Genomic DNA, 12,967 nt, shown 5'->3' with positions numbered 1-12,967 from the left:
ATTCGTAGCTGGCTGTCGTGCAAGCACTGTCGGCGCCGGGCTGTCCATGGTCACATCCACGGCGGCACAGATGCGGCAGCTCATCACGTGGCGAGACGCGATGCCCGAGAGTCCTCACCGAGAAGGGGGCGATCGGCTGGACCGCACACGTCCACGCCATGATGGCGAGGAAGGTCTTCCTCTCCGTTGAGCCTCGCAACTAGGGAGTCCGCAATCGTCTTTGCGAGCGCCGGCGGCACTGCGTTCGCCACCTGCAGCGGTTGCGTGCCGCGCTTCCCGCAGAATACGTAGTCGTCGGGGAAACCCTGGATCCTTGCGGCCTCGCGGACGCTGATGGTGCGGTTGAGGATTGGATGGACGGGCAACGCCCGATGTCCCGCCACAATGGTACGTGCCAGGTCAGGGTGCAGCCTGCGGTAGGAGATCGGACCCTTGCCGGCATCGATCTTCGCGATCTTGTCGATGACCGCCTGGCCGTGCGCCATGGTGGAGGCATTGAGTAGTGGGAGCCCGGGCTTCGGCGGCTCGTAGTCAGCGGCATCCGGGACGTACTCGGCGATCTTCCCGGGTTCGTACGGGGGCAGACCCTCCAGGCGTTCAAGCACGGTGCTCACCTTCTGGCGTTTACACCGGCAGGGATCGTACGTGGACCCGCAATACGGACCGAGCGGGACTGGAGGCGGGTTTCCGGGCAGTTTCTTGCTCTGCGCGATGAAAATTAGCCGATGCCGGAGTTGCGGAACGCCATAGTCGCTAGCCCGCACCGGGGCGAAAGTTGTGCGAAACCCCTTTTCGCGGAGCCGGTCGACTACGTGTTCTGCAAATTTGACCCCCTTGACCTGCTTCATGCCGGGGACGTTCTCAATCACAACAAATTGAGCCCCCAGCTGTGCAGCAATATCGACTTGGAATTTGAAGAGGTCGTTTTTCTCGTCCGCTGGATTACGTTTCCCGGCTACAGAGTAGCCCTGGCACGGCGGCCCTCCGATCACCGCCGTCACTTCCCCCATCCAGGGCGCGGCACTGCGAATGTCTGCGGCTGTGACCGTACGGGCGTTCTGCTCAAGTACAACAGTTCCCGGATGGTTGGCTCGATGCGTCTGAGCGGCATCGCGGTCTAATTCAACTGCCACAGCGATGCGAAAGCCGGATTCACTAAAGCCCTCCGCCAAACCCCCGGCACCGCCAAAGAACTCCACGACCACCGGCCGTTCGTCGCGTTTCAAGCTCTCGCGCCCCGTTTGGCAGAAGCTGATAAGCGGGCACGCATGGCACAGAGGATCCCTCGCGCGGCACACAACGCGGGAATGACGCGCAAGATTGATCCGCAACCGCTTACGCATCGCCTCCGGAACGACACGTGCCAGTGCCCTGCTATCGGATTCGGTCTTGAGTGCTAAATTCAGCCTGCGCAGGATCGCCCGGGAGAAGGGATCATCTACAATCGCATGCTGATCAGTAGCCGCAAGCACGCGCTGGGCGCTCGTTTCATCCATGCCCGGCAGACCGGCCAGAGCCTTCATTCTCGCCTGGCGAGATTGCTCAGCGCCGCCCGCCACCAACTGCATTTGTGGCGGGTCGCCTGCCCACCAGAGCTTCATCACGCCCTCGACTGCGGACAGCATCACGCCTGCGCTTCTGCGCGGTAGCCCGGCTCCTCGCAGTATGGCGGAGACGTCAGTTTCGGATGCGGCCAACAGCTCCTTCTCGTCGGCATACTGCGAGCCAAGCTTCTCGAATACCTCCTGATGCGCCTGGTTGTCATCGACCAGTCCGAGGATGCAGCAGACCAGCTCGGCGACCGGGCCGCTCAGGTGCCGGACTGGCGCCGAGCGGTGGGTGACTTCGAGCAGCTCGTCGACACGCTCGACAATCTCCAGCATCTCTAGCTGATCTCCATCCGCCAACGCGCTACCCACCAGCGTCTCCCACCGCGTCTCTTTGCATCTGCCGAATCCTTCCACCCGCCACCGACTGAGCGCGACCGGCTCACCCGTTCAGCCACAAAGGCCCGGCCTCAGCGGCCAACCTCTGGCACCGGACCGGTGAAGACACCAGTTGAGACGGCGATCATCCTCCTCCTAGCCGACGACGGCGGCGAGTCCTGACAGCATCGGCAATCTTGTCGGCGCACACCGCTGGGTCCTCGTGCTCCCAGAAACGGAGGATCAGCCACCCGGCAGCCAGGAGGCGGGCGTCTGTATCGCGATCACGCAGCCGATTGCCCTCGATCTTTGGCGACCAGTAGCCGCTGTTCGTCTTCGGGAGCGTGTAGTGGTCAGGACAACCGTGCCAGTAGCAACCGTCGATGAAGACAGCGACTTTAGTGGGTCCGAATACGATGTCGGCCGTGCGTCGGAGGCCAGGCAGCGGCCGGCGGCCGACACGGTAGCGAAGCCCATCGGCATGCAGCAGGCTGCGGACCGCCTTCTCTGGCCCTGTATCACTGCTCTTAATGGCCTGCATGTTCCTGCGCACTGCCGCCGACGACGCCCACGATCCCTCCGGAGGTGCCCAGACAGTGGCGCCTTCCACAGCCGGGGCGCCGCGGCCCGCCGCCTTTGCTCCCGCCACCGTCGTCCGCCTGCCTGCCGGACTCATGGATCACTAAGCCGCACGAGAGCCTCCCCGAGCTCTGCGGCCCAGGCCGGAGCAGCAAGCTGGTCGAAGTCGACTCGTCGTTCAAGGACCGCGCTCCCCAGCTCGTGTAGCGCGGTAACCGTGCGCGTGTAGATGTAGAGCAGTCCCTCCGATTGCGCTATCCCGCAGGCATGCGGTCTGACCAGCTCCGAGATTAACTCGGCACGATCTGCATCCAGGTCGGCGCCGACCATAGGAAAACGGGCGTGATGACGGCGGTCCAGACTGCTCGCGCACGAGTAGAACGTCGCCACACCTGCAGCTCCCAGCGTCATCACGAGCCCCACGACACCAAGATCCAGGCCGCTGGTGAGCTCCATGTACCGGATGTATCCACTGTCATTTTCGTCGTCCGCGATCGCATCGATGACCGAGTTCGGCCCATCGCGCTCCAATGACGCGGCGGTCTCTCGCAGCAGGCTGGCTTCCCAATCCACGCACGCTTCGGCATGGGCCCAGTCGACCGGGCATATGGGGAAATAGCCGTGGTGATCGGTAAACCCCCGGCGACGTCCTCACCACTGAACGCGGTCAGCAACGCCCCAGCGTGGTAGTTGATCTCTACGTCGACATCGAACTCCGGTATCACGCCGCAATTATTCACCAGACAGGTGCGGCGCGCGGCAGCATGACGGTTTCTTCGGCAACAGCTGGAAACCTATCGGCTTCAGCGCGTAATCTCCTCTCAGTTCCAGCTACCGGCGGCCGAGCCAGGGGAGGGGGTGGCCGTGGGTACGACGCCGAATCGTTCTGCCGTGCAATTATCACTCTCCGACAGCAGGCATGGACCGGCTACGTCCGCTTCGTGGATCGGGCGTCTAGTGATGCTCGGCCACCGCGCCGCACGCTGGCACGAAAGGCATCCTGACCGTCAGCTGGTCATCGCGCTCTCTGTTCCGGCACGCGACCTCGCCGCAACCCTCATCGGCTGCGGCTGGATGCTGGCAACTCCTGCACCGAGGCTGCAATCGGCTCGCGAGGTCTCGGCGTCGATCAAGCGCGGCACCCCGGTCCGGATGGTGACCGACACGAGGGTAGTCGCCGACTTCTTTCATGGCGTTGACACAGCGCTGGATCGTATCCGCCTTAGCGCGCAGTGGCCGTTCGAAAGGATCAGGGCTCTCGCGGTCCTGCCGAGCTTGGACGGACCGCGTGTGAGGCCGCTCGATCGGCCGGGTGCAGTCACCCGAATGGCCGGCCTGGCAGACGGCTGGGAGGCTCGTATGTGCCGTCCGCCCGCTGACCTCGCCCTGATCGGTACGCTCAGCTGGCTGCGCGAGGACGCCACAGCCTTCCTCGGGCGTGGCGGCGAACTCGAGCCGATCGCCACGATCCTCCTGCCGGAAGACTCACACGCCGCAACCTGGTCGACTAAACTGTATGCCGCATCGAGACTGGAAGATGATCTGCTACTTCCCGGCGATCTACGGGCCGTCATCCTAGATGGCGGGACCGCGTCGACGTACCTACCCGCTATAGAGGCGCCGGTTGTGATCGCGGTGCTGGATCGCAGTCTCGCCGACGAATCGGCGGCCGAGATGATAGTGCAATATCGAAACAGCAGAGGGAATCCGGTGTCCGTCGAACATGACCTGCACTGGCCGCCTCCAGCCGGCACTGAGGCCCTGGGATTCTGGGTGTCGCTGTGAACAGGATCGAATGGCTGAACGCCCGATATGCGAGGTCAGCCGGCCTTGTTGCGAGCGGCGTCGAGCTCATCACCGTTGGTGATCCGTGTGGCGCTCGCGTGGATGCTGCCGTACGCCACGTGCTGGGGCTCGTGCGCGACGATTACCCGGGCCCATGGGATCAGCTGCTCGGTGCCGCCAAGTCATTAAGGTGGCGCCTGATTACCCAACCGCAGCCGCTGGAGCACAATACAGCGTTGCGGCAGGCGGCAAGCGATACGGCTGACGAAGCGACCGCGTTACGCACGGCCGTCGCGCGGCATGTGCGGGAGGCGCTTGAGGAACTTGCGGCCGCGGCGAGTAGCGTTGTGGAACATGATCCGGAGATCGCCACTACGCTCGTTGAGTCGATCCGGGACGTTGGCGCCTCGGCTTGCGTGGTCGTCGCGGCGAACAATGCCGCCGCCGCTGGGCTCGAGAGCTGGCTCGCGCCGCGTGGTGTGCGCGTGCACAGCGTCAGCCGATTACTGCGCGAACCGCTGCTGGCGGAGCAGGCCTTCGCAGTGGGCCCACCGCGCTTCTTCTCATCTCCGCTAGTCACAGCTCCAGTGACTGAGGCAGTCAGCTACCTATTCCCGGCCTGGTTCGAAGATCACTCAATCCCGCATTCGGCGCTAGCCACTGCCGCCGAGCATGCAGTGCAGGTGCGGGGCCGCGTGTTTCCCGTGGGTAATTCCGCCGTCGCGGATACAGCCCTCACTGAACACGTCGTTTCCGAAGACGAACTTCTGCCGCAGCCTGCGTGGTCCACCCCAAGCGTTCCCGAGCGTGATCCAGGCAGCGACGAAGTGGCAGCGTGGCGAGTGCTGCTCAGCGGCGGTTTCGCGATCCTGCTTGATGACGGCGAGCGGATCCGCGCGGTCGACCCAAGTCAGCCGGGTGGCGAGCGGGTCATCTATGTCGATGTGCAAGCTGTGCGCTCAGGCACCTATCTGTTGCTGCGCATGGGCGAGACCGAACGGCACGCACTTTACGCCGCAGCGCTCAAGCTCCTGGGTGACCAGGCAGCGGCAACGGAAGCTTCCCAGGCATGCTGGAAGGACGAGCTCCAGCGACGGCTCGACCTAGAAGGTCTTGATACGGTCACCCGCGAGCTCGCCGATCTCGGCGTGCACACACTCGATCGGATTCGCGCCTGGACTGGTCCGACGCTCGCGCGCCCACAGAACGACCGTGACTTCGAGCTGCTCCTCCAGTGGCTCGGCATCCCGGTGCAACCCACATACGGACTTGCGACCGCCCTGCGACGTAAACGGGCGCAGGCCAGCGCCAATATCGCCGAACAGCTCGAGGAAGCCGTCGGCGTAGCGGACATGACCGCCCTAGATCGCGACGGCAATCTCCGGCTACAACTGAGTACGGAAGGATTTCGAGGGGTGATCGCGACAAGGGTACTCGCAATCTCGCCGCATACCGAGATCATCTCCCGGCACGATGCACGAGTGCCGTTCGAGGATCGGGGGGCGAAATGGCTCGAATGATGCCGCCATACTGCCCGACCGACGCCCCACCCGGCGAAAAGGCACTCTTCAACGCGCTCGCGTCCAGCACTGCCACGGATGGCTGGATAGTGTTGCATTCGCTCGCCATCGCCTCGCACGTCCGACAAGTCCAGGGTGAGACCGACTTCGTAATAGTCGTGCCTGAACGCGGCGTTCTCGTCGTTGAGGTGAAGTCACACTCGTCCGTCAAGCGGATGGACGACGGGCGTTGGAGACTCGGCAACCAGTCACCGACTTCGCGAGGGCCCTTTCAACAGGCCAGCGAGGCCATGCAGAGTCTGCGCAAATACATGATCAATCGCGGGGTCGATCTGCGCTCGGTGCCTATTCTCGACGCGGTCTGGTTCACCCATGTGCGCGCCCGCACCATGCTGCCGCGGAGCCCTGAGTGGCACGACTGGCAGCTGCTCGATTCCGAAGATCTGCGCGTGGATGCAGCCGCAGCTGTTTTGCGTGTCCTCACAGCCGGAGGTAAACACCTAGCCAGCAAGATCGGGGGCTTCGCTCGTGGGGGCACCGGGCCCGACGCCACGACCGCTATGAGAATTGCAACGATACTGCGTCCGAAGTTCGAGGCCGCTCTCGTGCACGGAGACATCCGCCGCGGACGCGAGACACAGCTGGCTGCATTCACCGACGAGCAATACGACGCCCTCGACAACATGCAGCACAACCGTGCCGTTCTCTTCACCGGACCGGCTGGCTCCGGCAAGACCTGGCTCGCTCTCGAAGCAGCTCGGCGAGAAGCCGAACTGGGCCACACTGGTCGCTTGCTGTGTTTCAACCGCTTGCTTGGTCAGCATCTCAGGAGAGAGACGGCAAGCCTCACCGGTCTGCGTACCGCGACCTTCTATCAGGAAGCTGTACGGCTGGGCGGAGTGGCGGTACCGGCAGATGCCGACGCTGGGTTTTGGGATCGCGAGCTGCCCGACAAGGTCATTGAGGCGCTGCTCGAAGACGGCGAGGCAGAGGCAGGCGACTTCTTGATCGTCGACGAGATCCAGGATCTAGCCCGCGAGTCCGTCCTTGACGTACTCGACTTGCTCGTCAAGGGCGGGCTCAAGAGCGGCCGCGTGCTGTTATTCGGCGACTTCGAGCGGCAAGCGATCTACGAGGCCGGTGACGGGCGGGGTCTCCTTCGGCAGCACATCCCGGGCCTCGTAACCTGCAGCATGGCAGTTAACTGTCGCAACCTCCCGCGTATCGGGACAGTTGTGAAGAAACTCAGCCGCCTGTCTCCGGGCTACCGGCGCTTTCGGAGGCCAGACGACGGCGTTGATCCGGAGTTTGTGCTCTTCGAGCGCGGCGCAGACCAGTCAACTGTTCTTGCTGACGCTGTGCGCACGCTGCGGAGTGACGGGTACGGGCTCGATGAGATTGTCGTGCTCAGCCCGTTGCGTAACAGGTCGGCTGCCGAGGTGGTCACCGATCCTTGGCTACGGCAGATCCTCCGGCCGGCGGACGGTTCGGCGCCCGGGCCCGGCCAGTTGCGCTACACCACGGTCCACGCGTTCAAAGGGCTGGATGCGCCAGCCGTGATCATAACTGACCTCGACGAATCGAACGTGCTGAACTTCGAGCCGTTGCTCTATATCGGGATGACCCGCGCTACCGACCGCCTCACCGCTCTGGCCGAGTCCCGGACGCTTCGCAACAGCTTTGGAGCCAGCGCATGAGCGGGGTTGAGGCACGCGCCACCGTCGAGGCCGCCGTCCGTCGCGAGTTGTTCGGCCCGCCTCTAGCTGAGCCGCCGCGCGGCAAGCCGCTCGACTGCTCTTCGGGCACCGTGCACTTCGAGAAGCGCGAGGACAGCTGGGGCCTGTGGCACGACGGCAGCAGTGGCCAGGAGATCCTGACTGAATCCGACCCGCTGAGGCGCTATGGCGTCGGCATCCTACACAGTGGCGCTCAGGCTCGAGGCACGACACTGGCCGCGGAACCGCCGATCGACAGTGATCCCGAAGAAGAACTTATGGGTGTCACCGGCTTGAGCAGCAGCGAGGAACCGCTGTCCGGTCCTATCGTGGAGATCGACGTCCCGGCAGCCGCGGCAACTCGGGGGAACGCGGACAGCGATGACTTCGATCTCACCGACGCCAACTCGTTCAAGCCCTCGGCAATGGCGGTCTCGTTCCAATGCGATGCGGTTGCGGGCGGCAGCCTAGCCGTGACCATCACAGGGGCCTACTACGATCGGATCGCCGCCGATTTTCCCGGGATCCGCAAGCCGCGCCCTTGGTGGGTGCGCCGTCCGTTCAAGCTGACCGGCAAGATACCGAGCGAGGTACTGCTCCAGAAGACCAACCGGCTAATCACTGTCCCCCTCGCTCCGGCCGACCGCTTCCGCGTGGTGCCAACACTGCAGCTCTTCAGTCGCCCCGGGCCGGGCCAGTCGGCAGGGTCAGCATTTCGCCTCGTCACGATGGCAGTACTCAACACAGCACCGGGGACCGGGCCGTCCTCTGCCCTATTCCAGATGGGGTTCCGAGCGGACTCTGAAGGTGGCCTGCGGATCACCCCATACCCCGACGTTGAGCAGTACGGTCCGGACGAGGAGGAGCAGTCGATCGCGCTCCTGTACCGAAACCAGCGCACATACGCCATCGGGCACGGGTGTGCCGCCGATTGGTCAGTTGAGAGGGCCCAGACTGTCAGCGCCATCTGGGCCGACCCTCTGCCGACCTACGAAGTCGTCAGCCTCACCCCGGATATCTACGTCAGTACCGGGGATGGAAGCCGCGAGGCGGTCACCGTCAGCATGCATGAGCTGGCAACCTCCACCGAGATCGGCCGAAGGCAGGTTGAAACAGTACTCAGGCTCTACGAGGACTGGATCGCTGCCCGCGAGGCAGAGATTAGCTCGCTGCTGCCACGATTCCAGCCCGCAGCCCAGCGGCACGTGCGTCTTTGCCGCGAGACCCTCGACCGTATGAGCGAAGGCTGGCGGCTCGCGACTAAGGACCCGATAGCTGTCCGTGCATTCCAGCTCGCAAATCAGGCGATGCTCGATCAGCAACTACGTTCCAACTTCAACCGGCGCGAAGTCGAGCGCACAAAGGACGGGCGCCTGCGAGTCGCGGGCCCACATCCGACGCCTGCGCCGGTTCCAGGCAAGGGCAACTGGCGCCCATTCCAACTCGCGTTCCTACTAACAAGCCTGCCGGAGCTCATCGATCGCGCGCGGCCCAGCCGTTCGACCGTGGATCTGATCTTCTTCCCGACTGGAGGCGGCAAGACGGAGGCGTATCTAGGCGCCTCAGCTATCAGTCTGCTGGCTCGGCGACTGCGCGACAAGGATGATGTCGGCACGGACACCTTGATGCGCTACACACTCCGATTGCTCACAGCGCAACAGTTTCTGCGCGCAGCAGCGTTGGTATGCGTCCTGGAAGACATCCGCTCGGAGCACGAGGACGAGCTCGGCAAAGCCTCCTTCAGCATCGGCATCTGGCTCGGCGGTTCATCGACGCCGAACTCCAGAGAGCAGGCGCTCGAGAATCTCCGGCAGCTCCGCCGCAACAGCTCCAGCCAGAACAAGTTCTTGCTGCTGCGCTGCCCCTGGTGCGGCACCCAAATGGGACCGAAGCCAGGAGGCAAGGACGGACAGGACGTCATCGGCTACCAGCAGGTCGGCAAAAGCGTCGAGTTCCGTTGCCTCGACAACGACTGCCGATTCGGCGGCCGCCGCAAGCTGCCAGTCTATGTCGTAGACCAGGATATTTACGATAAGCAGCCGTCAATCGTCATCGGGACTGTGGACAAGTTCGCCATGCTGGCCTGGCGTCCTGAGGCTCGCGCGATTTTCGGGCTTGCAGCCGACGGTACCCGCGAAGTCTCGCCACCCGGCCTTATCATCCAGGACGAGCTCCACCTCATCTCGGGACCGCTCGGCTCGATGGCCGGTCTGTACGAGCCGGTAATAGACGACCTGTGCACCGACAAGCGGGGTGCTGCGCCGATTCCGCCGAAGATCATCGCATCGACAGCAACGATCCGGGGCTACGAGTCCCAGATCAAAGGGCTGTTCGGGCGTGAAAAGATTGCCCTTTTCCCGCCGCAGGGACTCGAAGAAGGACACGCCTTCTTCGCCGAGCCTGCGGCGCTGGACGATGGCACGCCAGCTCCCGGTCGCCGCTATCTCGGCGTCATGAGTGCCTCGCTCGGATCGACGCAAACCGTTCAGGTCCGCGTCGCTGCCGCCACGCTGCAAGGCGCGGCTGCAATCCCTGATGCCGACCGAGACGGCTATTGGACTAATCTGAACTTCCTCAACAGCCTGCGCGAGCTCGGCAATACGGTCTCGCTGATCCAGTCGGACATCCCCGACTATCTGACTGGCCTGCGCCGCAGGGAGGCGCTGGCTTCCCCCCGCTGGCCGCGGATTCTCATGGAACTGACCAGCCGCAGGCGAAGTGACGATATCCCAAAGGCCATCGAGCAGCTTCAGCTGAACTACGGCGAGGCCAGTTGCGTAGATATCTGCCTGGCATCGAACATCATCGAGGTAGGCGTCGACATCGACCGCCTAGGCCTGATGACGATGGTCGGCCAGCCCAAAACGACAGCGCAGTACATCCAGGTGAGCGGCCGCGTTGGCCGCCACGCTGACCGCCCAGGCCTGGTCATCACGATTTACGGCGCAGCTAAACCCCGGGACCGAAGCCACTACGAACGGTTCCGCACCTACCACCAGCAGCTATACGCCCAGGTCGAGCCTACATCGATGACCCCGTTCGCGCTGCCAGTGCTGCGCCGAGCGATGCACGCCGCCGCCATCTCGTATATCCGGCAGACATCTGATCACAAGCTCGCACCCTACCCGTTCCCGCAGCATTTGTACGATGAGGCCGTCGAATTGCTCCGCAACCGGGCGGCCATTGCAGACAAAGACGAGATTCCAGCGCTTGAGCGGATGCAGCGCAAACGCGCCCAGGAGTGGAGCAAGTGGGAGCGCACAGAGTGGAGCGCAAATGCCTTCGACGGTGATCCCATACAAGGGCTCATGCGCTACGCCGGCACGCTTCCGGACCTAAAGGCGCAAGCCACCATGTGGGATATCCCCACAAGCATGCGCGACGTCGATGCTGAGTGCCAGCTGGAGATCTCGCGAGACTACAACCAGGAGGAGGTCGCTGCGGCCGAAGAGGAGGGCTTGGAATGAGTTCGGGCAGCATCCGACGCGCACAACTGGTGACGCCATTCGGTGTCGGCGCCATGAGCGTTCTGGTGAACGGCACGACGATCATTACGGCCGGCCTTGACCACTGGTACTCCGTCAGAGACGCGGCGACGCTAGAACTCGGTGAGTACGTAGCACACGATTGGCGCCTAGAGTCCCGTCTACGGGTCCGTGAGTTTCGCCTGCCCCCTGACTTCCGTCGCCCTCAGAAGGGCTCGGATCAGCGGAACACCGGCCTGACGGTCCCTGCGCTTCGGTTCCCGCGCTGGTCGTTCTGCATGTACTGCAAGAGACTCGAGCAGAGCCCGCTGACGATGGCACAGCCGGTCGAATGCCAGGACCCGAAACACAAGCAGGACCCGGCGGGGAAAAAACGCAAGCCACCGCGCATGTCGCAGGTTCCGTTCGTGGTTATCTGCGCGCGCGGGCACCTCGATGACTTTCCTTTCCGCGAGTGGGTACACCGCAGCCACCATCCGGCCTGTCAAGGCGTCATGCGACTCGAATCACGCGGCGGCGGCGGGCTCGAAGGCCAAGTAGTCGTTTGTGAATCCGGAACCCTTTCAAAGGGGTGCGGCGCCGAGCGGTCCCTTGATGGCATCATGAACGCACGCCGGGACAAGCTGCAGATAGAGCGCACTCACCTCACGGACCAGCTGGCGCCGAACGACGGCCCTTTCTACTGCACAGGCGCGCGACCGTGGCTGGCAGAGCCCGAAAGCCTCTGCGATGAGCCGATCCGGGGCGCGCTACGCGGTGCGGGTAACGTGTATTTCCCGAAAGTGGAGTCATCCATCTATCTGCCACGGCAGACCGGCGCCGTCAGTGCTGAACTGCACGATCTGTTGAACAGGGCAGATGTCAGCCCGGTGCTGCGACTGCTTCATAAGATGTCGGCTGCCGCCGTTACTGCTGACCAGATCCGTGATGAGCTGCCGCCCGAGCTCTTCAGACCGATCACCGACAGCGAGTTGCTCGCCGGGTACCGCGACATGTTTGGCATCGACGATGTGGGCACGAACGAAACTCAAGACGAAGCTGACCCCGCCAGCACGGAAGAGGACGAGGGCACTGACGACAGCGAGACGCTGACCGGGAACGATGTGTGGCGATACCCCGAGTTCAAACTGCTTCGGGAGACCCCCGCCGATGATTATTTGACCGCGACCGACCCGGGCTTACATACCGAGCTCACGGGGGTGTTCGCTCGTGTTCGAAGCATCGAGACCCTGCGAGAGACGCGCGCCCTCCGGGGCTTCACCCGCGTGCGTGATGCAGGCCTGAAGCTGACAGCCGGGAAGAAACTATTGCGGCGCAGGCAATTGCAACCAGGGCACGACTGGCTGCCCGCCTACGTGGTCAAGGGCGAGGGAATCTACCTGGAGCTCGACAGTCAGCGGCTCGAGAGGTGGGAACGGCGGGCCGAAGTCATCGCGCGGGCAAAGAAGATCGCCGACCAGTACGGGGACGTCGCCCAGTCGCGCGGGCTACAAACGCGCACAATCAGTCCGAGATTCGTACTCCTGCATACACTCGGCCACTTGATGATCAACGAACTCGTCTTCGCCTGCGGGTACAGTTCGGCATCCCTGCGCGAGCGGCTTTACGTTTCTGAGGCGCCGGGACGGCTTATGGCCGGCCTGCTCGTCTACACGGCCGCTGGCGACTCGGAGGGCACCTTGGGCGGTCTCGTCCGGATGGCGCGTCCGGAAAATCTCTGGTCAGTCATTGCCCGCTCTGTCAGTGACGCCAAGTGGTGCTCGACAGACCCGGTTTGCATGGATGTGGGCGAGAGGGGGCAGGGACCAGACTCATGTAACCTCGCGGCCTGTCATGGCTGCGCCCTGCTGCCCGAAACAAGCTGCGAAGAGTTCAACCGCTTCCTGGACCGAGGCCTGGTAGTCGGCACGTTCGACGATCGCTCGATCGGCTTCTTCTCAGGTTTATGACCGTGACCG

General features: G+C 63.6%; 8 protein-coding genes. 5 read left to right on the top strand and 3 right to left on the bottom strand.

What is annotated here, in order from left to right; translation table 11 throughout:
* Positions 1-83: 83 nt before the first annotated feature.
* The 3 genes from GWK61_RS06925 to GWK61_RS06915 all read right to left on the bottom strand — a co-directional run bounded on the left by GWK61_RS06925 (position 84) and on the right by GWK61_RS06915 (position 3,077).
* A complete protein-coding gene (locus tag GWK61_RS06925; protein WP_194906188.1) occupies positions 84-1,883 on the bottom strand; it encodes a DNA cytosine methyltransferase in 1,800 nt (599 codons plus the stop codon).
* 187 nt (positions 1,884-2,070) lie between these two features.
* On the bottom strand, positions 2,071-2,478 hold the full coding sequence (locus GWK61_RS06920) for a very short patch repair endonuclease (RefSeq protein WP_369125561.1): 408 nt from the start codon (positions 2,476-2,478) through the stop codon (positions 2,071-2,073).
* 119 nt (positions 2,479-2,597) lie between these two features.
* Entirely contained in the window at positions 2,598-3,077 is a 480-nt protein-coding gene (locus GWK61_RS06915) for a hypothetical protein (protein WP_194906184.1), read from the bottom strand.
* Between the two features lie 387 nt (positions 3,078-3,464).
* Between GWK61_RS06915 and GWK61_RS56070 the strand changes: the two genes are divergently transcribed.
* Genes GWK61_RS56070 through drmB form a run of 5 tightly spaced genes read left to right on the top strand, consistent with a single transcriptional unit; the run spans position 3,465 to position 12,958 of the window.
* The gene (locus GWK61_RS56070) at positions 3,465-4,289 is read left to right on the top strand and encodes a hypothetical protein (RefSeq protein ID WP_228561868.1); all 825 of its coding nucleotides are present in this window, start codon (positions 3,465-3,467) and stop codon (positions 4,287-4,289) included.
* Positions 4,286-5,809: a hypothetical protein gene (locus tag GWK61_RS06905; RefSeq protein WP_194906182.1), complete on the top strand. Its 1,524-nt coding sequence runs from the start codon at positions 4,286-4,288 to the stop codon at positions 5,807-5,809. The genes GWK61_RS56070 and GWK61_RS06905 overlap by 4 nt, the downstream gene beginning before the upstream one ends.
* Positions 5,797-7,506, top strand: a complete 1,710-nt coding sequence (locus GWK61_RS06900) for a nuclease-related domain-containing DEAD/DEAH box helicase (RefSeq protein ID WP_228561867.1) — start codon at positions 5,797-5,799, stop codon at positions 7,504-7,506. The genes GWK61_RS06905 and GWK61_RS06900 overlap by 13 nt, the downstream gene beginning before the upstream one ends.
* A complete protein-coding gene (locus tag GWK61_RS06895) occupies positions 7,503-10,991 on the top strand; it encodes a helicase-related protein (RefSeq protein ID WP_194906180.1) in 3,489 nt (1,162 codons plus the stop codon). The genes GWK61_RS06900 and GWK61_RS06895 overlap by 4 nt, the downstream gene beginning before the upstream one ends.
* Entirely contained in the window at positions 10,988-12,958 is a 1,971-nt protein-coding gene (gene drmB, locus GWK61_RS06890; RefSeq protein ID WP_194906178.1) for a DUF1998 domain-containing protein, read from the top strand. Before GWK61_RS06895 ends, drmB begins: the two co-directional genes overlap by 4 nt.
* Positions 12,959-12,967 lie beyond the last annotated feature (9 nt).

This window comes from Catenulispora rubra, from assembly GCF_015356825.1.
GTDB classification, from domain to species: domain Bacteria; phylum Actinomycetota; class Actinomycetes; order Streptomycetales; family Catenulisporaceae; genus Catenulispora; species Catenulispora rubra.
Note: the sequence above shows the minus strand (reverse complement) of the source record. Positions and strands in the feature narration are given on the sequence as shown.